This is a genomic window from Kitasatospora cinereorecta (assembly GCF_024172095.1).
Lineage (GTDB): Bacteria > Actinomycetota > Actinomycetes > Streptomycetales > Streptomycetaceae > Kitasatospora > Kitasatospora cinereorecta.
Map to the genome: position 1 here is coordinate 769,029 of NZ_JAMZDX010000001.1, position 24,861 is coordinate 793,889.

22 protein-coding genes are annotated in these 24,861 nt (G+C 72.4%); 8 read left to right on the forward strand and 14 right to left on the reverse strand.

Features of this window, described 5'->3' with window-relative positions; all coding sequences use genetic code 11:
* Positions 1-274 precede the first annotated feature (274 nt).
* A complete protein-coding gene (locus tag FHR36_RS03570) occupies positions 275-667 on the forward strand; it encodes an SCO5389 family protein (protein WP_253793687.1) in 393 nt (130 codons plus the stop codon).
* 113 nt (positions 668-780) lie between these two features.
* On the opposite strand, the gene FHR36_RS03575 is transcribed toward FHR36_RS03570, so the two are convergent.
* Entirely contained in the window at positions 781-1,893 is a 1,113-nt protein-coding gene (locus FHR36_RS03575; protein ID WP_253794705.1) for an LLM class flavin-dependent oxidoreductase, read from the reverse strand.
* A 365-nt stretch (positions 1,894-2,258) separates the two neighbouring features.
* Here FHR36_RS03575 and FHR36_RS03580 point away from each other — a divergent pair, with 365 nt between their 5' ends.
* Positions 2,259-2,579, forward strand: coding sequence for an Rv1322 family protein (locus tag FHR36_RS03580; protein WP_253793688.1), 321 nt, complete (start codon positions 2,259-2,261; stop codon positions 2,577-2,579).
* A 41-nt stretch (positions 2,580-2,620) separates the two neighbouring features.
* Here the strand turns inward: FHR36_RS03580 and FHR36_RS03585 are convergent, their stop codons facing one another.
* Together FHR36_RS03585 and FHR36_RS03590 are read right to left on the reverse strand one after the other, a co-directional pair.
* Entirely contained in the window at positions 2,621-3,388 is a 768-nt protein-coding gene (locus tag FHR36_RS03585; protein ID WP_253793689.1) for an ABC transporter permease subunit, read from the reverse strand.
* A gap of 1 nt (position 3,389) precedes the next feature.
* Positions 3,390-4,391: an ABC transporter ATP-binding protein gene (locus tag FHR36_RS03590; RefSeq protein WP_253793690.1), complete on the reverse strand. Its 1,002-nt coding sequence runs from the start codon at positions 4,389-4,391 to the stop codon at positions 3,390-3,392.
* Between the two features lie 95 nt (positions 4,392-4,486).
* On the opposite strand from FHR36_RS03590, the gene FHR36_RS03595 reads away from it, so the two are divergent.
* Positions 4,487-5,281, forward strand: a complete 795-nt coding sequence (locus FHR36_RS03595) for an alpha/beta fold hydrolase (RefSeq protein WP_253793691.1) — start codon at positions 4,487-4,489, stop codon at positions 5,279-5,281.
* Positions 5,282-5,368: 87 nt separating this feature from the next.
* Here FHR36_RS03595 and FHR36_RS03600 read toward each other — a convergent pair whose 3' ends face one another.
* The 4 genes from FHR36_RS03600 to mce all read right to left on the reverse strand — a co-directional run bounded on the left by FHR36_RS03600 (position 5,369) and on the right by mce (position 12,886).
* On the reverse strand, positions 5,369-6,643 hold the full coding sequence (locus FHR36_RS03600) for an esterase-like activity of phytase family protein (RefSeq protein ID WP_253793692.1): 1,275 nt from the start codon (positions 6,641-6,643) through the stop codon (positions 5,369-5,371).
* A gap of 159 nt (positions 6,644-6,802) precedes the next feature.
* Positions 6,803-7,732, reverse strand: a complete 930-nt coding sequence (locus FHR36_RS03605; protein WP_253793694.1) for a coiled-coil domain-containing protein — start codon at positions 7,730-7,732, stop codon at positions 6,803-6,805.
* A gap of 108 nt (positions 7,733-7,840) precedes the next feature.
* A complete protein-coding gene (locus FHR36_RS03610; protein ID WP_253793695.1) occupies positions 7,841-12,133 on the reverse strand; it encodes a polarized growth protein Scy-related protein in 4,293 nt (1,430 codons plus the stop codon).
* 309 nt (positions 12,134-12,442) lie between these two features.
* Positions 12,443-12,886 carry a methylmalonyl-CoA epimerase gene (gene mce, locus FHR36_RS03615; RefSeq protein ID WP_253793696.1) on the reverse strand — a complete coding sequence of 148 codons (444 nt, stop codon included), beginning with the start codon at positions 12,884-12,886 and terminating at the stop codon, positions 12,443-12,445.
* A gap of 241 nt (positions 12,887-13,127) precedes the next feature.
* Between mce and FHR36_RS03620 the strand changes: the two genes are divergently transcribed.
* Positions 13,128-14,318: an acetyl-CoA C-acetyltransferase gene (locus tag FHR36_RS03620; RefSeq protein WP_253793697.1), complete on the forward strand. Its 1,191-nt coding sequence runs from the start codon at positions 13,128-13,130 to the stop codon at positions 14,316-14,318.
* A gap of 194 nt (positions 14,319-14,512) precedes the next feature.
* Positions 14,513-15,466: a methylmalonyl Co-A mutase-associated GTPase MeaB gene (meaB, locus tag FHR36_RS03625; RefSeq protein ID WP_253793698.1), complete on the forward strand. Its 954-nt coding sequence runs from the start codon at positions 14,513-14,515 to the stop codon at positions 15,464-15,466.
* Positions 15,467-15,538: 72 nt separating this feature from the next.
* Here the strand turns inward: meaB and FHR36_RS03630 are convergent, their stop codons facing one another.
* The 5 genes from FHR36_RS03630 to FHR36_RS03650 form a co-directional block, all read right to left on the reverse strand.
* A complete protein-coding gene (locus tag FHR36_RS03630) occupies positions 15,539-16,054 on the reverse strand; it encodes a MarR family winged helix-turn-helix transcriptional regulator (protein WP_253793699.1) in 516 nt (171 codons plus the stop codon).
* Positions 16,055-16,094: 40 nt separating this feature from the next.
* Positions 16,095-16,949 carry an AIM24 family protein gene (locus FHR36_RS03635; protein WP_253794706.1) on the reverse strand — a complete coding sequence of 285 codons (855 nt, stop codon included), beginning with the start codon at positions 16,947-16,949 and terminating at the stop codon, positions 16,095-16,097.
* Positions 16,950-17,110: 161 nt separating this feature from the next.
* On the reverse strand, positions 17,111-17,761 hold the full coding sequence (locus tag FHR36_RS03640; protein ID WP_253793700.1) for an AIM24 family protein: 651 nt from the start codon (positions 17,759-17,761) through the stop codon (positions 17,111-17,113).
* Positions 17,761-18,399, reverse strand: coding sequence for an AIM24 family protein (locus FHR36_RS03645; RefSeq protein ID WP_253793701.1), 639 nt, complete (start codon positions 18,397-18,399; stop codon positions 17,761-17,763). The genes FHR36_RS03640 and FHR36_RS03645 overlap by 1 nt, the downstream gene beginning before the upstream one ends.
* A gap of 73 nt (positions 18,400-18,472) precedes the next feature.
* A complete protein-coding gene (locus FHR36_RS03650; RefSeq protein ID WP_253793702.1) occupies positions 18,473-19,249 on the reverse strand; it encodes a DUF2127 domain-containing protein in 777 nt (258 codons plus the stop codon).
* Between the two features lie 141 nt (positions 19,250-19,390).
* Between FHR36_RS03650 and FHR36_RS03655 the strand changes: the two genes are divergently transcribed.
* On the forward strand, positions 19,391-19,708 hold the full coding sequence (locus FHR36_RS03655; protein WP_253793703.1) for a DUF3817 domain-containing protein: 318 nt from the start codon (positions 19,391-19,393) through the stop codon (positions 19,706-19,708).
* A 21-nt stretch (positions 19,709-19,729) separates the two neighbouring features.
* On the opposite strand, the gene FHR36_RS03660 is transcribed toward FHR36_RS03655, so the two are convergent.
* Both FHR36_RS03660 and FHR36_RS03665 read right to left on the reverse strand, forming a co-directional pair.
* Complete coding sequence (locus FHR36_RS03660; RefSeq protein WP_253793705.1) at positions 19,730-21,334, reverse strand: M4 family metallopeptidase; 1,605 nt, start codon at positions 21,332-21,334, stop codon at positions 19,730-19,732.
* 332 nt (positions 21,335-21,666) lie between these two features.
* Entirely contained in the window at positions 21,667-23,313 is a 1,647-nt protein-coding gene (locus tag FHR36_RS03665; protein WP_253793706.1) for a M4 family metallopeptidase, read from the reverse strand.
* A gap of 465 nt (positions 23,314-23,778) precedes the next feature.
* On the opposite strand from FHR36_RS03665, the gene FHR36_RS03670 reads away from it, so the two are divergent.
* Positions 23,779-24,351: a MarR family winged helix-turn-helix transcriptional regulator gene (locus FHR36_RS03670; RefSeq protein WP_253793707.1), complete on the forward strand. Its 573-nt coding sequence runs from the start codon at positions 23,779-23,781 to the stop codon at positions 24,349-24,351.
* Between the two features lie 20 nt (positions 24,352-24,371).
* Positions 24,372-24,704, forward strand: coding sequence for a DUF3817 domain-containing protein (locus FHR36_RS03675; protein WP_253793708.1), 333 nt, complete (start codon positions 24,372-24,374; stop codon positions 24,702-24,704).
* Positions 24,705-24,861: the final 157 nt, after the last annotated feature.

A 24,861-nucleotide genomic window follows, 5' to 3' on the forward strand; every position in this document is an offset into this window, starting at 1 on the left:
TCCGACAGGATCCGGCCAATCTGACGTTACCGGCGGCGTTTTCGACGGGAATCGGCGGATTCACCGACACTGCCCGCACATGGCTGACACCCTTGTGTGAACCGGCTGCCCACCGCGCCGGACTGAGCTTCCGTCAACCCTCCCCGGCCCATCCGCCGGAGGCGGGTGACCCCCGGCCGCACCACCCTGTGTGAGAACGGCACGGCACCATCCGCAGCTACCGCACCACCGCCCGGGCCGGTCCGTGCCCGGGCGGACCGCGAGAGGAGAACCCATGTCGCTCGACGTCTCACCGGCCCTGCTCGAGAAGGCCGAACGAGGCGAGGTCGACGAGACGGAGTTCGTCGACTGCGTCCGCACCTCCCTGCCCTTCGCATGGGAGATGATCAGCTCGCTGGTCGCCCAGATGAAGGTCGACGGCACCGATTTCGCCGACAACCAGGTACCGCCGCCCAGCGAGCAGGCCCGCGGCCAGCTGCTGCGCGCCATGGCGAGCGACGCGATCCGCGGCGCCCTGTCACGGCACTTCGGCGTCCAGCTGGCGTTCCAGAACTGCCACCGGGTCGCGGTCTTCGGACCGTCCGAGAAGAACAAGGAGCGCTACCAGCGCTTCACGTCCGTCCGCGCCCAGCTGCTCAACCAGTCGCCGGAGCTCCGCGACTGCTGACGGCGACGGCGTCGGCGTCGGACATCGAACGCGCCGCAGGAGCCGCATGTGGGCCGCCCCCGGGACTGTCGGACCGGAGGCGGCCCACGGCTGTCCGCGCCGGGCGGGTGGGGTCAGTTCAGCTGCGGCAGCACCTCGGCGCCGAGCCGGGCGATGTTGTGCAGGGTGCCCTCGGTGTCACCGGATCCCTCGGCGAGCAGCGCGAACCGTCGGATGCCGGTCCGCTCGGCGGTGGCCAGCAGCCGGTCCGCGCACTGCCGCGGGGTGCCCACCGCGTGCAGGTCGCACAGCAGCTCGGTGTACGCCCGCGGGTCGCGCATGGTGCGGCCCTGGCCGTCCACGGTGCGGTGCGCGCCGAGGCCGTGCTCGAAGAAGTCCGGCATCGCCCGCAGCAGGCTGGCCCGCGCGGTCGAGGTACGGTCCTCGACCTGCGCCACGCCCGCCGCGACGTGCTCCCGCTCCACCCGGGCCAGCTGCTCCTCGCCGCGGCCCGAGGCCCGCCAGGCGGCCCGGTACGCGGCCAGCATCTCGCGCTTGTCGTCGTCGCCGGAGTGCATGCCGAGCAGCATCGGCAGGCCGCGCTCGGCGGCGGTGCGCACCCCGTTCGGCGAGGTGCAGGCGACCACCACCGGCGGGCCGCCGGCCGTCCCGCCCTCCTGGCGCTGACGGGGGAAGGAACGCAGCGGCGAGGCGTCGAGCCCCAGCCAGTCGGACAGGTCCGGCGGCCGCGGCGGCTCGGTCGCCCGCGGCACCACCGCCACCTCCGGGAAGTCGAACTGCGGCCCGCTGCCGCCGACCCGGCTGCCGCGCAGCCAGCGCAGCAGCAGGTCGAGCCGCTCCGGGAAGCCCTGCTCGTACGCCTCGATGCCGGTGCCGAAGACCTTCAGGTCGATCCACGGGCCGCCGCGGCCCACCCCGAGGGTGAACCGTCCACCGGAGGTCAGGTGCAGCAGCGCGGCCTGCTCGCCCAGCGCCACCGGGTGGGTGGTGGACAGCACGCTGACCGCGGTGCCCACCCCGATCCGCCGGGTGCGGCCGAGCAGCAGCGCCGCCAGGGTCGCCGCGTTCGGGCAGACGCCGTACGGCACGAAGTGGTGCTCGGCGAGCCAGACGCTGTCCAGCCCGGCGGCCTCCGCGGCGGTCGCCGAGGCGACGGTGCGCTCCAGCGCCTCGCCGTGCGACTGGCCCGGGAACTGGGCGGACAGCAGGAAGGCGCCGACCCGGATCGCGTCGGTCCCGGTCGGCTGTCCCGGGACCGGGCGGACGGCCGGGGCGGGCACCCGTGGGGCGACGGGCGCCGCGGCGGACGTGACGGCGGTACGGGAGTCGGGCCGGGGGGTGGTCTTGGTCATCGGGAGGCCTCCTCGGGTGCACGCAGGGACTGCGAGCCCCGCCTTGTCACCTCGTGAGTAACCCATGTCATGTGCCAATGGCACGCGGATTCACCAATTTCCCAAGAGATCGGGTGGATCTCAGCAGAAACAGTGGAGGCCCGGACCGGGCCGTGATAGTGGCCCGGAGGGCTCGCTGACGGCCCGCTGACGGCCCGTACTCTAGGAAGTGCAACGCTCCGGCCCGAGAGGTAGTCACCGTGTCACCCCGCCGAAACCGGACGAACGGTTCCGATCCCCGACCCGAGGCGGCGGCCGCCCCGCTCGGCGGCTCCCTGCGCCGCGTGGAGAGCTACCGCGGCGAGGACTGGGTGGTGCAGACGGTGGCCGGCACCGCCGGACGGTTCTACCGCTGCCCCGGCTGCGACCAGGAGATCCCGCCCGGCGTCGGCCACGTGGTCGCCTGGCCCGACCACGGCCCCGGCGTGGACGACCGCCGGCACTGGCACCGGGCGTGCTGGAGCGCGCGGGAGCGCCGTGGCTCCAACATCCAGCGGGGCCGGGGCGCTCCCAAGTACTGACCGTCCGGGTACCCGGCCGGTCGGTGGACCGGCGGGCCGGCTCAGGCGTCGCGCTTCTTCAGCACCAGCGCCCCGCCTGCCAGCGCCGCCAGCGTCCAGAGCAGGCAGATGCCGAAGCCCGCCCACGGCCCGTACGGCTGATCGTTCTGCTCGTACACCAGCAGCATTCGCGAGCCCGCGTAGTCCGGGAACCAGTGCGCCAGGGTCTTCACCTTCGGCACCGCCGAGAGGATCGGCGAGAGCAGGAAGAAGAACGGCACCAGGATGCCCAGGGCCAGCGTCTGGTTGTGCAGCATCGCGGTGACCCCGGCCGAGAACAGGCACAGCAGGGTCAGGTAGAGCGCCGCCCCGACGACCGCGCGCAGCACGTGCTGGGCGCCGATGGTGGTGGAGTGGTCGCCCAGCAGCGACTGGCCCACGAAGAAGGTGACGAACGCCGTCACCAGCGAGACCGCCAGCGCCAGCGCGCCCAGCACCACCGACTTGCCGACCAGCAGGGTGCCGCGCTGCGGCACGGCCGCCAGCGAGACCCGGATCATGCCGCTGCTGTACTCGTTGCCGATCGCCAGCACGCCGAAGACGATGATCGCCAGCTCGCCCAGCATGATCCCGGAGAAGGCCGTCCGGGTGGCGTCGAACGGCCCGGTCTCGCCGCGGGTGAACTCGGCGAAGTTCTTGTTGGTGAGCAGCGAGAGCAGCGCGCCCAGGCCCAGGGTGACCACGAAGGTCAGCGCCAGGGTCCAGACGGTGGAGCGGACGCTGCGGATCTTGGTCCACTCGGACTGCAGGATCGCCGGAAACGCCGCCATCTCAGTTCCCCTTCCGCTTCGGCTGCCAGCCCTCGCCCCAGGCGGACGCGCTCTCCGTGGGCGGCTCGCCCCGCGTCGGGCTCGATGCCCGGCTCGGTCCGTCGCCCGCGTGGTACTCCACCGAGTCCGCCGTCATCTGCATGAACGCCTCCTCCAGCGACGCCTGCTGCGGGCTCAGCTCGTGCAGGGTGATGCCGTGCTTGGCGGCCAGGTCGCCGAGTGCGGCGAGGTCGCCGTCCTCCACCTCGTACGCGCCGTCCGGACCGGGCTGCGGCCGCAGGCCGGCGCCGCGCAGCGCGTCCAGCAGCTGCTCCACCTGCGGGGTGCGGATCCGCACGGCCGAGCGGGAGTTCTGCCGGATGAACTCGGCCATCGGCAGGTCGGCCAGCAGCCGGCCCCGGCCGATCACCACCAGGTGGTCGGCGGTCAGCGCCATCTCGCTCATCAGGTGCGAGGAGACGAAGACCGTGCGGCCCTCGGCGGCGAGCCGCTTCATCAGGTTGCGGATCCACAGGATGCCCTCGGGGTCGAGCCCGTTCACCGGCTCGTCGAACATCAGGATCTCCGGGTCGCCGAGCAGCGCCGACGCGATGCCCAGGCGCTGCCCCATGCCGAGCGAGAAGCCCCGGGCGCGCCCCCGCGCGACCGAGGTGAGCCCGACCAGTTCGAGCATCTCGTCCACCCGACGGCGGGGGATGCGGTTGGACTGGGCCAGCCAGAGCAGGTGGTCGTACGCGGTGCGGCCGGGGTGGACCGCCTTGGCCTCCAGCAGGGCGCCGATGTACTTCAGCGGCTCCTGGAGCTGGCCGTAGCGCTTGCCGTCGAGGACGACCCGGCCGCTGGTGGGCCGGTCGAGGTCGAGGATCATCCGCATGGTGGTGGACTTGCCGGCGCCGTTCGGGCCGAGGAAGCCGGTGACCACGCCGCGGGGCACCTGGAAGGTCAGGTCCTGGACGGCCAGCTTCTCGCCGTAACGCTTCGTCAGCTGATGCAGCTCGATCATCGGCCCTCCTTGATCCCGTCCGACCGTCAGACTATGACATCTCGGACATTACGGAAGGGGTGAGCCGAAGGGTGTCGGGGCCATACGGTGGCAGCATGACCTTTCCCAGCGCGCAGACCGTCCACGAGAACGGCACCGGCACCCCGCTCGTCCTGCTGCACGCCTTCCCCCTCTCCGCCCGGATGTGGGCGTGCCAGCTGGAGCGCATCCCCGGCCCGTCCGGTGACCACGCCCGGGTGATCGTCACGGACCAGCGCGGCTTCGGCGCCGCCCCGCTCGGCGCCGACGAGCCCTCGCTGGACGCCGTCGCCGACGACGTCGCCCGGCTGCTGGACGCCCTCGGGGTGGAGCGGGCGGTGGTCGGCGGCCTGTCGATGGGCGGCTACGCGGCGATGGCCTTCGCCCGCCGCCACCCGCAGCGCCTGTGCGGACTGCTCCTCGCGGACACCAAGGCCACCGTCGACACCGACGCCGCCCGCACCAACCGGGAACGGATCGCCGCCGCCGTCGTGGCCCGCGACAGCGTGGCCCTGCTCGCCGAGGAACGCATCGAGGACGGGCTGCTCGCCCCCGGCACCGCGCCCGAGCTGGTCGCCGACGTCCGCGCGATGATCGCCGAAGCGCCGCCGAAGGCCGTCGCCTGGGCGCAGCGCGCGATGGCCGCCCGCGGCGACTCGCTGGACGTACTGGCCGGGCTGGACGTGCCCGCCGCCGTCATCGTGGGCGAGCTGGACGCGGTGACGCCGCTGGCGGAGGCCCGGCTGATGGTGGGCGCGCTGCCGGATGCGGAGCTGACCGTCATCCCGTCGGTGGGGCACCTGTCGTCGCTGGAGGCGCCGGAGACGTTCAACGCGGCGGTACGGGCGCTGCTCAAGCGCGTGAAGGGGTGACCACAGGGGCGCGGAGGCTGGGCTGTCGCGCAGTTCTCCCCCAGCCTTCGGCCGGGAGGTGCCCCCACGCGCCCCTGGTGGTGGCCGTCAGCCCAGCGGGACGGTGTACTCGTCGATCCGGGTCGGGGCGTTGTTCGGGACGATCGCGCCGTCCTTGAAGCCGTCGACGCCGAAGTCGTTGTCGTTGACCAGGAAGAGCCGGGCCGTGCCGTGCTTGCCGGGCAGCACGGCGACGCCCTCGACCTTGCCGTTGTCCAGGCCGGCCGCGGCGGCGTCGAGGACCAGCCGCTTGGCGCCGGGCGTCACGCCGGACGGGTCCAGCTCCAGGGCCGGCGTGGTGGCCACGTCGTCCCACTTGGTGCCCAGCAGGTCGGTGGCCTTGCGGAAGTCCACCTCGAAGAACTGGGTGTGCGCGGTCGGCCGGGCGGCGTCCCGCTCCTCGACCAGCAGGCGGTCCGGGCCCAGCCAGCTGATGGTCGACGTCGACCAGCCGCCGTCGGTCGCGCTGTCCGGCTCGCGCAGGAACGCGAACTCGCCGGACATCCTCGGCGTCCGGCCGGAGATGTCGATCCGGAACACCCGCTGCACCCGGGACTTCTTCGCCGCCTTGGAGTCCGGGTTGGACAGCTGCGTCTGCTGCGCGGCGTACAGGGTGCGGCCGTCGGCGGAGACGGTCAGGCCCTCCAGCCCCTTGTTGTTCTTCTGCTTGGCCTCGATCGCGGGCAGGATCGGCAGCACCGTCGCCCCGGGCGCGCTGTACGTGGAGCCGGCGGGCACCAGGACGGTCTCCAGGACGCCGTGCGCGGAGAAGTGCAGGATGCTCGACCCGTACTCGCTGCTGACCCAGAACGAGCCGTCGTGGGCCCGCACCAGGCCCTCGCTGTCCACGCCGTACGGGTCGTTGGGCAGCACCGTGCCGGCGGCGTCCACCGGGCGCTCGGCGGTCAGCGCGGCCGGGGGCAGGCCGGTGATGTTGCGGGTGCCGGTGACCGGGTCGGTGCGGCCCTCGGGGGTGCGCAGCGGGATCCGCTTCAGGACCTGGATCGTGTGGTCGCGGCCGAGACGGACCTTGAGGATCTGCGGGGTGTAGTCCGGCTTCAGGAAGATCTTGTCGGTGTCGGCCGGCGCGTCGGCGTTGGGGCCGCGGTCGGTGACGGTCCAGAACTCGCGGCCGGAGGAGTCGGCCGGGACGAGGTCGCTGAAGCCGCCGAGCTTCAGACCCCGGCTGCCGAGGTCGGCCGGGTTCAGGTACGTCCAGGTGCCCTCGTGCGACGGCGCCGCGGGCGCGGCGGAGGCGGTCGGGGCGAACAGCGCAACGGACGCGGCGGCGGCCGCGAGGGGCGTCAGACGGGAGAGTCGCATGAGCCGACAGCATCGGCCCGGGACCGGACCGCCGTCGCGGATTCGGACTGAATCCCTGATGAACGGTCAACCATGAAGGGGCGCGGGGAACTGCACGCCCGGCCATCCGCTCAGGTCGAGCGGTGGTCGGTCGCGCAGTTCCCCGCGCCCCTCGAAAAACTAGCGCGACTGCTGGGCCGGGACGCCGAGCGAGTCGTCGGTCGGCAGCGAGGCCGCGGCGACGGCGGCGCCGGTCAGCGTGGCGAGCATCTCGCGCACGTTGGTGAGCTGCGCGTTGATCGAGTCGCGGCGGTTGGTGAGCGCCGCGAGCTCGCGCTCGGATTCGCTGCGGATCCGGTCGGCCTTGGCGTTGGCGTCGGCCACGATGTCCTCGGCCTGGCGCTGGGCGGTCTCCACCGTCTGGCGGGCGCGGCGCTCGGCGTCGGTGCGGAGCTTCTCGGCCTCCAGGCGGAGCTGCTCGGCGCGGTGCTCGATCTCGGCGAGGCGCTTCTCGGCCTTGGCCTGACGGGCAGCCAGGTCGCGCTCGGACTGCTCGCGGCGCTTGGCCAGGTTGGTCTCGAACTCCAGCGCGGCCTGGGCGGCCTTGGTGCGGGTCTCCTCGAAGAGGGCGTCCGCCTCCTCGCGCTTGTTCTGGGCGTCCTTGTTGGCCTCGGCGCGCAGCTGGGCGGAGTCGCTGTTCGCCTTGTCGACGATGCGACGGCCCTCGTCCTCGGCCTTCGCCTTGCGGTCCTTGGCGTAGTTCTCGGCCTCGGTGCGGACCTGCTGGGCGGCGGCCTCGGCCAGCTCGCGGTGCTGCTCGGCGGCGCGGTGCGCCTCCTGGCGCAGCTCGGCGGCCTCCTCCTCGGCGAGGCGGAGGATCTTCTCCACCCGGGCGCCGAGGCCGGCGTACGACGGCTCCTGCTCGGTGACCTGGGCCTGGGCGGTCTGGGTCTCCAGGTGGAGTTCCTCGATGCGCTTCTCGAGCGCGCTGATCCGGGACAGCGCGGAGTCGCGGTCGGCTACCAGCTTGGCGATCCGCTCGTCGACCTGGGCGCGCTCGTACCCACGGCGTACCAGATCGAAGCCGTGCGGGGAGTGACTGTCGCTCATGGGAGTTCTGGGCTTCCTGTCGTCAAACCGCTGAGTGGTTGGAGGGAATCCTGACACGGTACCGGAGTGTCATCGACGAAACGCCGAACGTTCGCGGACAATGTCCGCTCAATCGGGTGGCGCGCCCCCGGAGCGATTGCCACCCGATCGAGGAGCGCCCACTCCGGCACCGGCCTTGGGCGCTCCGTCCTTCTTGCTTCCCCCGTTGTTCTGGGTGACCCCCGACGGAGCCTCGAACGCCTCCAGCGCCGACAGCACGTCCTGGACCCGAGAGATCTCGGTGTTGATGTCCTTGCGCCGTCGGACCAGTTCGTCCAACTCCCGTCGGCCCTCGTCGGTCACGCGCTTGGCCTCGGCCTTCGCCTCGGCGCGGATCCGCTCGGCCTCCTCCTCGGCCAGCCGCAGCTGGTCCTCGGCCTCCCGGCCGGCCCGGCGCAGACGCTTCTCGGCCTCGAGCGAGGCGTCCTCGAGCTTGCGCTCGGCGTCGTCCTCGGCCGTCTGGAGCTTGGCCTCGGCCTTGATGATCAGCGCCTCGGCCCGCGTGGTGGAGTCGGCGAGCTTGGTCTCGGCCTCCTTGAGCAGGCCCTCGGCCTTGCGCACGGCGGCGAGCCGGACCTTGGCGGCCTCCGAGGAGGCCTCGGAGGTGAGCTCGGCGGCCCGGTCCTCGGCGGCCTTGACCAGCTTCTGCGCGGTCTCCTCGGCGTCGGCGACGGCCTTGGCGGCCTGCTCCTCGGCCTCGGTGAGCTGGTCCTGGGCAGCCGTCACCAGGGCGTCCACCCGCTCGCCGGCCGACTTCATGGCCTGCGCGTTCTCCTTGCGGGCCCGCTCGTGCAGCGCCTCGATCTCGGCGTCGGTCCGTTCGCGCAGCTCCTCGGCGCGCTCGCGGATCGCGGTCGAGTCCCGGCGGGCCTCGGAGAGCAGCGCGTCGGCGTCGGCGCGGGCCTTCTCGACCTCGGCCTTGCCGGATGCCTCGCCGGCCGCGACCAGCCGCTCGGCCTCCTTGCGGGCGGCCGCGACCATCGCGTCGGCCTGCTCCTCGGCGGCCGCGGTGGTGGCCAGCGCCGTGCTCTGGGCGTCCTCGCCGAGCTGCTCGGCGTCGGCGAACGCCTTCTCCAGCACGGTCTTGGCCTGCTCCCGGGTCGCCTTGTCGTAGCTCTCGGCGGCCTCGCGGGTCTCGGTGTCGTACGCCTCGGCCCGACGGCGCAGGTCGGCGTCGAAGTCCTCGGCCAGCGTACGGGTGGCCAGCGCGTACTCCTCGGCCTCCGCACGCAGCTGGGCGGTGAACTCCTCCGCCTCGACGAGCAGGGCGGCGGACCGCTCCTCGGCCTCGGCGACGGTCCGGCGGCCCTGCTCCTCGGCCTCGGCCCGGTGCTGCTCGGCGAACTCCTCGGCGGACCGCTTCTCGGCCTCGGCGGCGGCGCGCACCTCGGCGGCGTGCGCCTCGGCCTCCTCGCGCTGCCGGGCGATCTCGGCGGCCGCGGACTCCCGGTCGGCGGTCAGCTCGGCGGTGACCTTCTTGCGCCGCTCGGCCAGCTCGGCCTCGACCGCGGACCGCAGCGCTGCGGTCTCCCGCTCGGCGGTGGCCCGCTGCTCGGCGACCTCGGCGTCCACGGTGGCGCGCAGCTCGGCGTCGTACGCGTCGGCCGCGGTGCGCAGCTCGCTGTCGTACGCCTCGGCGGCGGCCCGCAGCTCGGCGCTCTCGCGCTCTGCGGTGGCCTGCCGTTCGGCGATCTGCTGGGAGGCGGACTCGTGCAGGCCGGCGACGGACTGGCGGACCTCGGCGGCCTCGTCCTCGGCGGCGGAGACCAGTTCGGCGGCCCGGCGCTCGGCGGCGGCCCGGCGCTCGGCGGTCTCCGCGGCGGTCCGCTCGGTCAGCTCGGCGGCGTCCCGGCGGGCCTGCTCGGCCTGCTCGGTGGCGGCGGCCAGGTCGGCCGCGCCCTCGGCGCGCAGCGCCTCGGCCGCGGCGGCGGCCTCCTCGCGCAGGGTGCGCGCGGCGGTCTCGGCCTCGGCCAGCTGCTCGGCGGCGCTCTCCTCGGCGGCGGCCAGGGCCTGCTCGGCCTCGGTGGCCAGCCGCTCGGCCTCGACCCGGGCGGCCTCCACGGTCATGGCGGCGTCGGTCTCGGCGGCGTCCCGGTCGGCCTTGGCGGCGGCCAGCAGCTCCGCGGTCTCCTCTTGCTCGCGCAGGAGCCCGGCGGAGGCCTCCTCGCGCTCGCGGCGGCTCTCCTCGCGCAGCGCCTCGGCGGCGGTCCGCGCCTCCTCCCGGACGGCCTCGGCAGCGGCCGCGGCCTCCTGGGCGAGCGCCTCGGCGGCGGCCGCGGCCTCGGCCTCGACGGACCGGGCGGCGGCCTCGGCCTCCTCCCGCACGGTGCGGGCGGCGGCCTCGGCCTCGGCCTCCAGGGCCTGGGCGGCGGCCTGGGCCTCGCGGCGCAGCTCGGCGGTCTCCCGCTCGGCGGCGGCCCGGTTCTCGGCGGCGGCGGCCTTGGCGGCGGCCAGCGCCTCCTGGCCCTGCTGCTCGGCGGCGGCGGTGAGCTTCTGGGCCTCGGTACGGGCCCGGTTCAGGGTCTGCTCGGCCCGGCCCTGGACCTCGGTGGCGTGCGCCTTGGCCTCGGCGCGGACCTGCTCGACCTCGGCGGCGGCACCCGCCCGCAGCTGGTCGGCGTCGGTCTTGGCGCCGGTGAGCAGCTCCTCGGCCTGCTTGGCCGACTCCTCGATCTGCACCACGGCCTGGCGGCGGGACTCGGTCCGGACCCGCTCGGCCTCGGCCGCGGCGTGGGCGCGCAGCTCCTCGGCCTCGGCGCGCAGCGCCGCGGCCTCCCCGTGCATCCGCTCCATCTGCTCGCGGACGGAGGCGGCGTCGTCCAGCGCGGCGTTCTGCGCCTGCTCGACGGCGGCCTGGGCCTGCTCGCGCAGCCGCTCGGCCTCGGCGGCGGCCTCGGTCCTGATCCGCTCCGCCTCGGTGGCGGCCTCGGTCCGGGTGGACTCGGCGTCGCGGGCGGCGCGGCCGAGCACCTCCTCGGCCTGCTTGGCGGCCTTGGCCAGGTGGACGGCGGCGTCCTTGGCGCCCTCGGTGCGGCCGGCCTCCTCGGCCTCGGCGCGGACCCGCTCGGCCTCGATACGGGCCTGCTCGCGCAGCTCGGAGCTCTCCCGCTCGGCGGTGGCGCGCAGCTCGGCGATGGCCGCCTCGGCCTCGGTGCGGAGCTCGTTGGCGACCGACTCGGCGGCGCCGCGCAGCCGCTCGCTCTCCTCGGCGGCGGCGGCCTTGGCGGCCTCGGCCTCGGCCATCCGGTTGGCGGCGTCGGCCTTGATCAGGTCGGCCTCGCGGGTGGCGGCGGTGACCATCTTGGCGATCTCGGCCCGGGCGGTGGCCGAGCGCTGCTCGCTGGCGGCGGCGCCGTCGGCGACCTTCCGCTCGGCCTCGGCGGTGGCCTCCTGCTGCAGTGCGGCGGCGGCGGCCTCGGCCTCCTCGCGCATCCGGACCGCCTCGGCCCGGGCCCGCTCGGCCTCGGCCATGGCCTGCTCGCGCAGCCGCTCGATCTCGGCCTGGGCGCGGGACAGGGCGGCGGCGGCCTGCTCCTGGTCGGCCAGCGCCTGGCGCTTGAGGGTGGTGATCTCCTGCTGGGCCTCGGCGAGCCGGCGCTCGGCGGCGGCGTGCGCCTCGGCGACCTGCTGCTGGGCCTCGCCGGCGGCCTGGCCGCGCAGCTCCTCGGCCTGCGCGCTGGCCTGCTGGGCCTGCTCGGAGGCGGCCCGCAGCAGGCGCTCGGCGTCGGTCTGGGCGCGCTGGAGGGCGGCCTCGGCGGCGGCGCGGGCCTCGCCGCGGGCGGCGTCCACGTCGGCGGCGGTCTGGGCGCGGGCCTGGTCGGCGAGCGCGGCGGCCTCGGCCCGGACGGCGGCCATCATCCGCTCCGCCTCGACCCGGGCCTCCTGCAGCAGGCGCTGGGCCTCCTGCTCGGTGCCGGCCCGGGTCTGCTCGGCCCAGCTGACGTTCTCGTTGACGTGGCGCTCGGCGGCCCGGCGGAACTCGCCGAGCTCCTCCTCCAGCTGCCGGCGGCGGGCGTTGAACTCCGCCTCCAGCTGGGAGGTCCGCTCGGCGGCCTCGGCCAGCAGGCGCTGGGTGGCCGCCTGGGACTCCCGCAGCTGCCGTGCGGCGTCCTGACGGATGGCCTCGGCCTGCATCTCCGCGTTGCGCAGGAGCTGCTCGGCCTGGCCCGAGACGGAGTCGAAGGCGCGCGGCTGGGCGAGCTGCCGCCGGGCCTCGTGAAGCTTGGCCCGGAGCACCTCCACCTGGTAGGCGAGGTCGTCGGCGTGCTCGAGAGTCTTGTCCCGGTCCTTGCGGGCCTTCTCCAGCTCGGCCTCGAACTTGGAGAGGTGATCCTCAACCTCGTAGCGGTCGTAGCCCCGCACTCCGCGGTCCCATCCATCTCCTGGTCGGATCTTCGACCCCGCCGCTCCCGTCCCGCCGCAGCGGGACCTGGATCGGCTGGTCCTTGCATCGCTCCGCCGTCCGGGTGGACTCCTGAGCGAACTCTTGCCTCCGGAGAATGGTGACAGATCCGAACCGCGACCGTTCAGCCGTGCCCGCGTAATGGACTGACTCCCCTGGGGCGCCTAGCGCACCTGGGCATTGTAATGGGCCGCGCTGCCCGGGGAATGGGGACGTCGGGGTTTTCCCAAGTTACCGACGGGTGTACCAACGGTCGGCGCGGCCCGCGCTCAGTGCTCCGGGTGCTCGGAGGGCGCGGCCGAGGTCACCAGCTCGGTCAGTACGCCGCCGCAGTCCTTGGGGTGCAGGAAGGTGATCCGCGAGCCCATCGAGCCGATCCGCGGCTCGTCGTAGAGCACCCGCACGCCCTTGCCGCGGATCGCCGCCGCATCGCCGTCCACGTCCGCCGTGCCGAAGGCGATGTGGTGCACGCCCTCGCCGTTCTTGGCAAGCCACTTGGCGACCGTGGAGTCGTCCCGGGTCGGCTCCAGTAGCTGCAGGTACGAGGCCCCGCCGTCACCGGTGTCGTTGATCTTCAGCATCGCCTCGCGGACGCCCTGCTCCTCGTTGACCTCGGAGTGGAAGACCTCGAAGCCGTAGGTGTTCCGGTAGAACTCGACCGTCCGGTCGAGGTCGAAACAGGCGATGCCGATGTGGTCGATGCGGGTCAGCACGACGGCCTCCGTGGTGGGGTTCGGATGAGGGTGGGTCCAGTGCAGCGCATCCGGCTCGCGCGGCGCCACAACGGAGCGTGCGAGGCTGGTCACAGTGCCCGTAAGGGGCTGACACGGTGTTCACTGGTGAGTGCCAGTGCCGCTGATCACACCTTTGCGCCGGTGACGCAAGGGTTACAGGTCAGTACATTGAGCCGCATCCCCACACCCTCCTGGTCTGACGCGCGAAGGGGCTCGTCCCATGACTACTTCAGTGATCGTCGCCGGTGCCCGCACCCCGATGGGCCGCCTGCTCGGCTCGCTCAAGGGCTTCTCCGGTGCGGAGCTCGGCGGCATCGCCATCAAGGCCGCGCTCGAGCGGGCCGGCATCACGGGCGAGCAGGTCCAGTACGTGATCATGGGCCAGGTGCTGCAGGCCGGCGCGGGCCAGATCCCGGCCCGCCAGGCCGCCGTCAAGGCCGGCATCCCGCTGAACGTCCCCGCGCTGACCATCAACAAGGTCTGCCTCTCCGGCCTGGACGCCATCGCGCTGGCCGACCAGCTGATCCGCGCCGGCGAGTTCGACGTGGTCGTCGCCGGCGGCCAGGAGTCGATGACCAACGCCCCGCACCTGCTGCCGAAGTCCCGCGAGGGCTTCAAGTACGGCGCGATCGAGATGCTCGACGCGATGGCGTACGACGGTCTGACCGACGCCTACGAGAACATCCCGATGGGCGAGTCCACCGAGAAGCACAACGCCCGCCTCGGCATCGCCCGCGACGTCCAGGACGAGATCGCCGCCGCCTCCCACCAGCGCGCCGCCAAGGCCCAGGCCGACGGCGTCTTCGAGGCCGAGATCGTCCCGGTGGCGATCCCGCAGCGCAAGGGCGACCCGGTGCTGTTCAGCCAGGACGAGGGCATCCGCGCCGACACCACGGTCGAGGGCCTCGGCAAGCTGCGCCCGGCCTTCGCCAAGGACGGCACCATCACCGCCGGCACCTCCTCGCAGATCTCCGACGGCGCCGCCGCCGTGGTCGTGATGAGCAAGGCCAAGGCCGAGGAGCTGGGCCTGACCTGGATCGCCGAGATCGGCGCCCACGGCAACGTGGCCGGCCCGGACAACTCGCTGCAGTCGCAGCCGTCCAACGCCATCAAGCACGCCCTCGCCAAGGACGGCCTGGAGGTCTCCGACCTCGACCTGATCGAGATCAACGAGGCCTTCGCCGCCGTCGCCTTCCAGTCCATGAAGGACCTCGGCGTCTCCTCCGACATCGTCAATGTCAACGGCGGCGCCATCGCGCTCGGCCACCCGATCGGCATGTCCGGCGCCCGCGTGGTGCTGCACCTGGCGCTGGAGCTGCAGCGCCGCGGCGGCGGTGTCGGCGCGGCCGCCCTGTGCGGCGGCGGCGGCCAGGGCGACGCCCTGATCGTCCGCGTCCCGTCCCAGGGCTGATCCGCCCGACCCACCGTCGGGGCCGTGAGCCGCACCCGCGCCCGGCCCGCCGTACGACCCGGCCCTGCCGGTCCGCCGCACCCGCGGCCGACCGGTGGGGCTGCGGCCGTCTCGGCGGGCGGCGGCGTCCGGGCCGGCCGCGGCCTCCACGCCTGCGGCGGGAGACGACCGCAGGCCGATCGAGGAGCTGAACGATGGTCGATGTGGCGACGCTGGTCGAGCAGGCCCGGGAGGGCCGGCCGCGCGCGGTGGCCCGGCTGATCACGCTGGTGGAGAACGCCGCCCCCGAACTGCGCGAGGTGATGGCGGCGCTGATGCCGTACACCGGGCAGGCCTACACGGTCGGGCTGACCGGCTCGCCCGGCGTGGGGAAGTCCACCTCGACCTCCGCGCTGGTCTCCGCCTACCGCCGGCTCGGCAAGCGGGTCGGCGTGCTGGCGGTCGACCCGTCCTCGCCGTTCTCCGGCGGCGCGCTGCTCGGCGACCGGGTCCGGATGCAGGACCACGCCACCGACCCCGAGGTGTTCATCCGCTCGATGGCCACCCGCGGCCACCTCGGCGGCCTGTCCTGGGCCGCCCCGCAGGCCCTGCGGGTGCTGGACGGCGCCGGCTGCGACGTGATCCTGGTGGAGACCGTCGGCGTCGGCCAGTCCGAGGTGGAGATCGCCGCCCAGGCCGACACCACCGTGGTGCTGCTCGCCCCCGGCATGGGCGACGGGATCCAGGCCGCCAAGGCCGGAATCCTGGAGATCGGCGACCTGTTCGTGGTCAACAAGGCCGACCGGGACGGCGCCGACGCCACCGCCCGGGAGCTCAACCACATGCTCGGCCTCGGCGAGGCCCGGCAGCCCGGCGACTGGCGCCCGCCCATCGTCAAGACCGTCGCCGCCCGCGGCGAGGGCGTCGACGAGGTGGTCGAGGCGCTGGAGAAGCACCGCGCCTGGCTGGCCGAGACCGGCGAACTGGCCGCCCGCCGCCGGCGGCGCGCCGCCGAGGAGGTCGAGGCGATCACCCTGGCCGCCCTGCGGGCCCGGATCGGCGACCTGCGCGGCGACCGCCACCTGCACGCGCTCGCCGAGCGTGTCGCCGTCGGCGAGCTCGACCCGTACGCGGCAGCCGACCAGCTGATCGCCGAACTCACCGGCTGACGCCCGGCCAGCCCGGACGTCGTCGAACCCCCGACCTGCCCTTCGGACGGACGGCGGGGGTTCGAGGGCGGCTTACGAGCGGCCGCGGAGGGCGCGGAGGTGTTCGGCGATCGGGGCGAGCGCCGCGTAGAGGGCGTCGAGCTGATCCGGGGCGAGCCGGTCGATGAAGTGCTCGCGCACGCTGCGGACGTGGTCCGGGGCGACCTTGCGGAGGGTCTCCCAGCCCTGCTCGGTGAGGTGGGCGTAGAGGCCGCGGCGGTCGCCGGGACACTCCTGGCGGAGCACCAGTCCGGCGCTCTCCATCCGGGTGATCTGGTGGGAGAGCCGGCTCTTGGACTGGAGGGTGGCGGTGGCCAGGTCGGTCATCCGCATCCGTCGCTCGGGCGCCTCGGAGAGCACCACGAGGATCTCGTAGTCGTTGATGGCCAGGTTGTGCGGCCCCAGCTCCCGGCCGAGCTGGTACTCGAGGAGCTTGCTGACCTCGAGGTGGGCGCGCCAGAATCGCTGTTCACGGGCGTCGAGCCAAGGGGTCTCCTCCTCGGCGTTCGAGGAGGAGACCTCCGGCGCTGCGGTCACATGCGTATCCATGCGGTCAAGCATAGCCCAGGTTGTTCAATATTGGACAAATCTAGAAACCGAACCGCCGTCCCAGGTCGCCCAGGTTCACGTTGCCCAGCCCGGGGACGTTGACGTTCGGCAGCTGCTGGCCGCCGTGCCCGCCCGGCTGGTGCGGCACCCCGCTGCCCGGCACACCGGCCTCCGCGTGCACCTGGCCGACCGAGCGCTCGGCCATCAGCGTCTCGGTCGACTGCAGCAGCACCTGCCCGGCCCCGATGAACTCGAACTGGTGCTCCTCGCCGGAGGCCCCGCCGAGACCGGTGAGGTGGCGCAGCCCGCCGATCAGACCGTGCATGTAGCTGTGGTCGTAGTGGTGGCAGGGGGCGGGACAGTCCGCCCAGCCGACCAGCGCCTGCGGGTCGACCCGGATCGGCGGCTCGACGAAGTGCACCGGGCCGTTGGAGGCCGCGACGAACTTGCCGGTGCCGATCAGGGTGAGGAAGCCCGGGATGATCGACTGCTTGAGCTGCAGCGTCGGCTCGAAGGCCAGCAGGTTGCCGGAGCGGACGGTGAGGTTGCCGTTCTCCAGGTCGTAGGAGTTCAGGTCGAACGCCCTGTCGGCCAGCAGCAGCTTGCCGCGGCCCTCCGCGACCACCCAGTCCGAGGCGTGCAGCGGGGAGTTGAAGTTCCGCTCCAGCATCTGGTCGATGACGCCGCGGCCGATGCCCGAGAAGCGTATCTCGCCGTAGTAGGCGATCATCTTGCCCTTCTGCAGGTAGTACGAGCCGTTGAGGTCGACCGAGAACGCGTACGGGTTGACGTTGTCGTTGACCGGCAGGCTGTTCACGTCGTGGACGGTCGGCCCGGCCCCGCCCGCGGCCTGCGGCAGCGGCGCGCCGAACTGGCCCTGCGGCGGCATCTGCATGGCCGCCTGGGTCTGCTGGTACGCCTGCTGGTACTGCTGCTGGCCCTGCGGCGGGTACGGCTGACCCTGCGGCGGATAGGGCTGCCCCTGCGGGGGGTACGGCTGGCCCTGCGGCGGGTACGGCTGCTGCCCGTACGGGGGCTGCTGCGGCGGGTAGGACATCAGAGCTTCACCTCACTCGCCTGCACGTACACCATGCCGTGGCCGGACAGCTCCAGCTGGAACGCCTCGCCCGAGCCGCGGCCGATCATGTCGCGCCACCCCAGGGCGCTGGACAGCTTGTTGGTCACCTGGCCGCGGTGCGCCACGTACGCCTGCGGGTCCACGTGGACCGGCTGGCCGGGGGAGATCGGCAGCTCGATGACGCCGCCGTGGGCCATCACCGCGACCGAGCCCTGGCCGGTCAGCTGGGTGGTGAACAGGCCCTGCCCGGTCACCTGGCCGCGGACGATGCCCATCACGCCGCCCTGCTGGCCCATGAACATGGTCGACTGCTGCAGGGTGCCGTCGAAGGCGAGCAGCCGGTCGGCCTCCACACAGAGGGTGTCGCCGGCGAGGTCGATCACGTGCACGTGGTGGCCGCCGTGGCCGAACATCACGCTGCCCTGGCCCTCGACGGTCATCAGCGGGGTGTCCTCGTTGGCCACCCGGCGGCCGATCATCGACATCACACCGCCCTGGCCGCCCATCACGTTGGGCTTGAAGGTGACCTCGCCGGTGTACGCGAGCATCGCGCCGCGCTGGCTGAACAGCCGCTGCCCGGGGAAGACCTTGGCCTCGATCATCTTGTTGTTGATCTTCGTGAACGGCATCAGACGTCACCCCCGAAGGTCATCTTCTCGGACGGCTGGACGTACACCAGGCCCTCGCCGGAGAACTCCACCTGCATCGCCTCGCCGCCGCCCTCGCCGATCAGCGTGGTCCAGCCGGCGCCCGACTTGAGGTTGCGGTTGAGGTTGCCGGTGTGCGCGACGTACGCGCCCGGGTCGACCCGCAGCGGCATGCCCTGCGAGACCCGCAGGATGATCGCCGGGCCCTTCGAGGTGAGCGCCGCCCAGCCGTGCCCCTCCACCTTGGTGGTGAACAGGCCGTTGCCGGACGCCATCCCGTTGAGCCCGGTGAAGCTGGTGCCGGTGTGCAGGGTCGCCTCGGTGCAGAGCAGGTTGTCCGACTCGACGTAGAGCGTCTCGCCGTTCAGCCGCACCAGATTGACCTCGGTGGCCCGGTCGGCGAAGTAGCAGGTGCCCTGCCCCTTCACCTCCATGACCTCCATCTGCTCGCCCGTCAGCCGCCGGGTGACCATGCCGCGCAGGCCGTCACCACCGCCGGACATCTTCTTGAAGTTCATCTGCCCGGTGTAGGCGACCATGGTGCCGTTGCGGGCCTTGACCGAGTCGCCCGCCATGTCCACGGCGAGGACCTTTGACCCCTGGAGTCGAAACTGTGCCACGCGGTGAATGTAGCGGCAGGTGGCGACCCCGGGGGAGAGGCGGGCGGCCCACTGGTACCGAGCCGGTACATTGTCAGGCTTCGGTGAGCACCGTCCCGGCGGCCTCCTCGACCTCCAGCAACGAGGCCGAGTGGCGCTCCGCCTCGAACGCCTCCAGGCCGCCGCGCAGGCCGAACAGCCGCTTGGAGAGCAGGATCCAGAGCACCGCCAGGATGTTCAGCACCAGCGTGCAGATCTTCAGCACGCTGACGTGCTCGGTGAGTTCGTACACCTCCAACGGCAGGAACGCCGCGGTGGCGACCACCGTCAGGTACTCCGCCCACCGCTTGCCCCACCACAGGCCGAACGCCTCGATGATCTCGATCGCCGCGTAGACCAGCAGCGCCCCGGCCACCAGCACCAGGGTGTTGTGGTGGTAGTCGAAGGTCTTGCGGATGGTGTCGACGATCGGCGAGTGCTCCAGGTCCCAGTGGAAGTGGTCGGTGACCGGCCGGAAGACCGTGAGGTTCTCGTCGAAGATCCGCTTCATCGCGTCCTGGCTGTTGGAGAACTTCCACACCGCCCAGGCCGCGATCACCACCAGCAGGCCGCGCAGCAGCCGTTCGACCGCCAGGAAGCGCAGGATGAACAGGTCCCGCAGCGCCTTGCCGCGCGGCACCAGCGGCGCGTCCTCGGCCGGCCCCGTGCCGTGCGGCGCGCCCAGTGCGAAGTCCCCGCAGCGCAGGCAGCGCCAGGCCTCGCCCAGCGCGGTGCGCGCGTGCAGCCGCTCGCGCAGCGCCGCCTCGTCGGGCGCGTAGGTGATGTGGCCGCGGCGCGCGCAGGTGCGCCGGTCCCAGTCGAGCTTGAGCATGTGGTCGCCCACCCCCGTTGTCGTGATCTGTGCCGCACAGGATAGGGGCACCCGGGGACGCGGGCGTGAGGTCGGTGATAATGGACGGCGGCTTGTGCACCGGTTCACAAGCCCACCGGCCGAAAACTGTGAGGTACCCCCGTGAAGTCCAGCGCCGCCGTGCACCGCCTGCGCCTCGTCTCGGCCCCCGAGGGCCTGTCCTTCATCCTGCTGCTGATCTGCTCCGTGCTGAAGCGGACCACCAGCTTCGACGCGGTTTTCCCGATGGGGCTGATCCACGGCTCGCTGTTCCTGATGTACGTGGGCTTCCTCGCCGTGGCCCGGCAGCAGCAGCGCTGGGACAACAAGCGCACGCTGGTGCTGTTCCTGCTCTCGGTGGTGCCGACGGGCGGCTTCTTCGCCGAGCGGATGCTCGCGAAGGAGGAGCGCGGCGAGGAAGCCGCCGTCGTCACCGCCTGACCCGGGTCAGGCCGCCGGGGTTCAGTTGACGTTGACCCCGCTCCAGGTCGCGGCCACCGCCTTGTACTCGGCCGAGGTCGAGCCGTACAGGTCGATCGCGGCCTTGAGGGTCGCCGTGCGGGCCGCCTTGTAGTTGGTGGTCGAGGTCATGTAGACGGTCAGCGCGCGGTACCAGATCTTGGCGGCCTTGTCGCGGCCGATGCCGGTGAGCTTGGCGCCGTTGGAGGTGGGCGAGTTGTAGCTGACGCCGTTGATGGTCTTGGCGCCGCTGCCCTCCGACAGCAGGTAGAAGAAGTGGTTGCCGACGCCCGAGGAGTAGTGGACGTCCTTGTTGCCGACGCCGGAGGACCAGTAGTCGGCCGAGGCGCCGTCCTTGGAGGGCTTGTCCATGTACCGCAGCGGGGTGCCGTTGCCGTTCAGGTTGAGGCGCTCGCCGATCAGGTAGTCCGGGGTGTCGGTGGGCAGGTTGGCGTAGAACTCCACCATGGTGCCGAAGATGTCGCTGGTCGACTCGTTGAGGCCGCCGGACTCGCCGGAGTAGTTCAGGCCCGCGGTGTTGGAGGTCACACCGTGGGTCATCTCGTGGCCGGCCACGTCGATGGCGGTCAGCGGGTGGTTGTTGCCCGAGCCGTCGCCGTACGTCATGCAGAAGCAGCCGTCGTCCCAGAACGCGTTGACGTAGTTGGACCCGTAGTGGACCTTGCTGTAGGCGCCGACGCCGTCGCCGCGGATGCCGCTGCGGCCGTGCACGTTCTTGTAGTAGTCCCAGGTCTTCGCGGCGCCGAACTGGGCGTCCACCGCGGCCGACTGGCCGTTGGACGCGAGGCCGTTGCCCCAGACGTTGTCGGCGTCGGTGTAGAGGGTGCCGTTCTTGTCCACGGTGTACTGGCCGCCGCGGGTGTTGTCCTTCAGCTGGTAGGTCGAACCCGTGTAGTTGGTGGTCAGGGTGACCGTGCCGTCGAAGACGCCCTTGCCGGTGCCGGTGGCGTTGGAGGTCTGGATCTGCTCGTGCGAGTCGAGCAGCTCGCCGGTGGCGGCGTCGGTGACCAGCAGCTGGCGGCTCGGGGTGCCGTCGGCGCGCATGCCCTCGACGGTGGTCCGGTAGGCGAGCCGCGGGGTGCCGGAGGCGGCCCAGACCACCAGGGTGGCGGTGCCCGCGCCGGAGACCGAGGCCAGGGCGGCCTCGTCGGCGTCGTGGGCGCCGCCGACCAGTGCCCGGACCGCGCCGGTCGCCGTGGTGGCGGCCTGCTCGGCGGTCAGCTTCGGGGAGAGGGTCGCCGGGGCGATCGAGCCCTCGACCGCGCGGTCCACGCTCACCGCGCCCTTGGCGCTGGTGTGCACGACGAGGTCGCCGCCGAGCACCGGCAGGCCGGCGTAGGTGCGCTCGTAGCGGAAGTGGCGGGCGCCGTCGGCGTCGACCACGGCGTCCTTGACGACCAGCTTCTCCTGGCCGGTCAGGCCCAGCAGGCGGGCGTCGGAGACGGATTCGGCGCCGGCCCGGGCGAGCAGGTCGGCCCGCTGCTGGGCGGCGATCGGGGCGGGGGAGGCCTGGGCGGTGCCGGCGGCGACCTGGATCGCTCCGGCCAGCAGGGCCGAGGTGGAGAGGACGGCTCCGACTGTCAGCATGCGCTTCACGTTCCGGTTCCTTCCGGATCAGCCGCGGGTACGCGGCCGCACCCGTCCCGGGGCACCGGATTCGGCGCCGACTTGGGGCGGAACGGGCGCTGACGTGCTGGTGGTGCTGCTCCGTGCGGATCGGGGCGCCGCGGCGAAGGTGGGGTGGCCGGCAGGCGCCGTACGGGGCTTTGCAGAAGCTTGGCAAGCCGATGGCAAAAATGACAGGCCCATGCCAAAGGTTGGCCGGAATCCGCCACGCCCCGGGAATTGGTACGCGGCCGCTGGGCTCCCCTCCGGAGGGCCCAGCGGCCGCGGGTCTGTCAGGCCGGGCGGTCGTTACGTCAGTTGACGTTGACCCCGGACCAGGCCGCCGCGACGGCGTTGTACTCGGCCGAGCCGGCCCCGTACAGGTCCTTCGCCGCGTTCAGCGTGCCGGTGCGGGCACCGGCGTAGTTGGTGGTCGAGGTGAAGTACACGGTCAGCGCGCGGTACCAGATCTGCGCCGCCTTGTCGCGGCCGATCCCGGTCAGCGTGGAGCCGTTGTACGTCGGCGAGTTGTAGCTGACGCCGTTGATGGTCTTGGCGCCGCTGCCCTCGGCCAGCAGGTAGAAGAAGTGGTTCGCCACACCCGAGGAGTAGTGGACGTCCTTGCTGCCGACGGTGGAGGACCAGTAGTCGGCCGAACCGCCGTCCTTGGAGGGCTTGTCCATGTAGCGCAGCGGGGTGCCGTCGCCGTTGAGGTTGATCAGCTCGCCGATGAGGTAGTCGGGCTTGTCCTTCGGCGCGTTGGCGTAGAACTCCACCATCGTGCCCATGATGTCCGAGGTGGCCTCGTTCAGGCCGCCGGACTCACCCGAGTAGTTCAGGCCGGCCGTGTTGGCGGTGACGCCGTGGCTCATCTCGTGGCCCGAGACGTCCAGTTCGGTCAGCGGGTGGGTGTTGGAGGCGCCGTCGCCGTACGTCATGCAGAAGCAGGAGTCGTCCCAGAACGCGTTGACGTAGTTGCGGCCGTAGTGGACCCGGCTGAAGGCGCCGACACCGTCGTTGCGGATGCCGTTGCGGCCGAAGGTGTTCTTGTAGAAGTCCCAGGTGACCGCCGCGCCGTACTGCGCGTCGACCGCCGCGGAGGCGGCGTCGGAGACCGCGCCGTTGCCCCAGGCGTTGTCGCTGTCGGTGAAGAGGGTGCCGTTGCCCGAGGTCCTGTTCTTCAGGTTGGTGGTGTACTGGCCGCCGCGGCTGGCGTCCTTCAGCTGGTACGTCGAACCCGTGTAGTTCGTGGTCAGCGGGACGCTGCCGACGAACAGGCCGTTGCCGGTGCCGGTCGCGTTGGCGGTCTGGATCTGCTCGTGGGTGGAGAGCACCGCACCGGTGGCGGCGTCGCTCACGATCAGCTGGCGGCTCGGGGTGCCGTCGGCGCGCATGCCCTCGACGGTGGTGCGGTACGCCAGGCGCGGGGCGCCGTCGGCGGCCCAGACCACCAGCTCGGCGCCGCGGGCCTGGGTGACCGAGGTGAGCGCGGCCTCGTCCTTGTCCTGGGTGATGCCCACGGTGGACTGCACGGCGCCGGTCGCCTTGGCGGCGGCCTGGTCGGCGGAGAGCTTCGGGCTCAGCGAGGCCGGGGCGATGGAGCCCTTCACGGCGACGTCGCTGGTCTTCACCGCGCCCTTGGCGTCCTGGTGGACGACGAGGTCGCCGCCGAGCACCGGCATGCCGGCGAAGGTGCGCTCGTAACGGAAGTGGCGGGTGCCGTCGGCGTCGACGACGGCGTCCTTGACGACCAGCTTCTCCTGGCCGCCGAGGCCGAGGGCCTTGGCCGCGGCGGGGGCCTGGGCGTTGGCGAGAGAGAGGAGTTCACCGCGGTGCTGGGCGGCCGCAGACTGGCCGACGGGGGCGGGGGCGGCCTGGGCGATACCGGCGCTCACCTGGATCGCGCTGGCGAGGATGGCCGAGGCAGAGAGAACGGCGCCGACTGCGAGCTTGCGCTTCACGTACGGGTTTCCTTCCGGACCAACCGCGTGTGGGCGGTCGCGCGCCGCTCCGGGGCACCGGGGTTAGTGCCTGCTGGGGCGGAACGGGCGCTGACGTGCTGCTCCGTGCGGTCAACCGACACCTGGCGGCGGGTGGGGGGCCGGCGGGTGTCGAACGGGGCTGGCCAGAAGCATGACAATCACTCAAATGAAATGACAGCGTTGCGGCAATAGTTGGCAAACTCTCGCCAGCACCCGATGTATGCAGGTCAACCGAGTCGGCTGGTTTCACCGCGAACGAAGGCTCTGCGGTCTGCGCAGACGCCAACTCTGGTTATTTCACTGAATATTGCCCGAATATCCGGCGTAGGGATTCGCCAGTTCGGCCCGCCGAAGATCGTTGGCGTGATCCCGCCAAGTACCGGCCCTTGTCCAGCATCGTGGACACCTGCTACCCCGCCCCTCACCCGCCGGTACGGTGGAAAGGTGCCCAAGCCCCTCGCCCTCGACTTCGACCCGATCGCCCGCGCCGACGAGCTGTGGACCCGCCGCTGGGGCGGCGTCCCCTCGATGGCGGCGATCACCTCGGTGATGCGCGCCCACCAGATCCTGCTCTCCCGCGTCGACGCGGTGGTCAAGCCCTACGGCCTGACCTTCGCCCGCTACGAGGCCCTGGTGCTGCTCACCTTCAGCCGCACCGGCGAGCTCCCGCTCTCCAAGATCGGCGAACGGCTGATGGTCCACCCCACCAGCGTCACCAACACCGTCGACCGCCTGGAGCGGGCCGGCCTGGTCGCCCGCCGCCCCAACCCGCTCGACGGCCGCGGCGTCCTCGCCACCATCACCGACCGCGGCCGCGAGGTGGTCGAGCAGGCCACCCGCGAACTGATGGCCATCGACTTCGGCCTGGAGGGCTACGACGCCGACCAGTGCCAGCAGGTGTTCGACCTGCTGCGACCGCTGCGCGTGGCCGCCGGCGACTTCGCCCCGCACAGCGGGGCGCACGCTGCGGCGCACGGCGAACCGGGTGAGCAGGGCCACGGCGGGGGAGCGGTGTAGGGGCGGTTACCCTCGATGCCATGAAGCAGAGTGTGCTGACCCGCTACCGGGCGCTGGCCTACATCACCGGTGTCCTCCTGATCCTGCTCACCCTCGGGGTGATCGCCAAGTACGTCCTGGACATCTCCGGTGCGGCCGGTTTCACCACCGCGGTCGGCATCGCGCACGGCTGGCTGTACGTGGTCTACCTGGTGCTCGCCTTCGACCTGGGCACCAAGGCCAAGTGGCCGCTCCCCAAGCTCGCCTGGATCCTGCTCGCCGGCACCATCCCGACCGCCGCGTTCTTCGTCGAGCGCAAGGTCTCCCGCGAGGTCGCCCCGCTGATCGTCGCCCCGGAGCCCGCCGCCGTCTGACCGGCCGCCGCCACCCTCTGCCGGCGCCCCTCCCGTACCGCACGGGAGGGGCGCCTTTTGCGTTGATGTGACCTCCGGCGGCGCGGGTTGCTGTCGACAGATAGTAGGACGTCCGAGTAAATTGGTAGGACGTCCTAGTAGTAGCCGTCCCCGACGA

What these genes read in the sequence shown, in the direction of transcription:
- FHR36_RS03570 (WP_253793687.1), top strand. Translation starts at nt 275, where the DNA reads ATGTCGCTCGACGTCTCACCGGCCCTGCTCGAGAAGGCCGAACGAGGC.
- FHR36_RS03585 (WP_253793689.1), bottom strand. Translation starts at nt 3,388, where the DNA reads ATGGCGGCGTTTCCGGCGATCCTGCAGTCCGAGTGGACCAAGATCCGC.
- FHR36_RS03590 (WP_253793690.1), bottom strand. Translation starts at nt 4,391, where the DNA reads ATGATCGAGCTGCATCAGCTGACGAAGCGTTACGGCGAGAAGCTGGCC.
- FHR36_RS03595 (WP_253793691.1), top strand. Translation starts at nt 4,487, where the DNA reads ATGACCTTTCCCAGCGCGCAGACCGTCCACGAGAACGGCACCGGCACC.
- FHR36_RS03600 (WP_253793692.1), bottom strand. Translation starts at nt 6,643, where the DNA reads ATGCGACTCTCCCGTCTGACGCCCCTCGCGGCCGCCGCCGCGTCCGTT.
- FHR36_RS03605 (WP_253793694.1), bottom strand. Translation starts at nt 7,732, where the DNA reads ATGAGCGACAGTCACTCCCCGCACGGCTTCGATCTGGTACGCCGTGGG.
- FHR36_RS03620 (WP_253793697.1), top strand. Translation starts at nt 13,128, where the DNA reads ATGACTACTTCAGTGATCGTCGCCGGTGCCCGCACCCCGATGGGCCGC.
- meaB (WP_253793698.1), top strand. Translation starts at nt 14,513, where the DNA reads ATGGTCGATGTGGCGACGCTGGTCGAGCAGGCCCGGGAGGGCCGGCCG.
- FHR36_RS03630 (WP_253793699.1), bottom strand. Translation starts at nt 16,054, where the DNA reads ATGGATACGCATGTGACCGCAGCGCCGGAGGTCTCCTCCTCGAACGCC.
- FHR36_RS03635 (WP_253794706.1), bottom strand. Translation starts at nt 16,949, where the DNA reads ATGCAGATGCCGCCGCAGGGCCAGTTCGGCGCGCCGCTGCCGCAGGCC.
- FHR36_RS03640 (WP_253793700.1), bottom strand. Translation starts at nt 17,761, where the DNA reads ATGCCGTTCACGAAGATCAACAACAAGATGATCGAGGCCAAGGTCTTC.
- FHR36_RS03650 (WP_253793702.1), bottom strand. Translation starts at nt 19,249, where the DNA reads ATGCTCAAGCTCGACTGGGACCGGCGCACCTGCGCGCGCCGCGGCCAC.
- FHR36_RS03660 (WP_253793705.1), bottom strand. Translation starts at nt 21,334, where the DNA reads ATGCTGACAGTCGGAGCCGTCCTCTCCACCTCGGCCCTGCTGGCCGGA.
- FHR36_RS03675 (WP_253793708.1), top strand. Translation starts at nt 24,372, where the DNA reads ATGAAGCAGAGTGTGCTGACCCGCTACCGGGCGCTGGCCTACATCACC.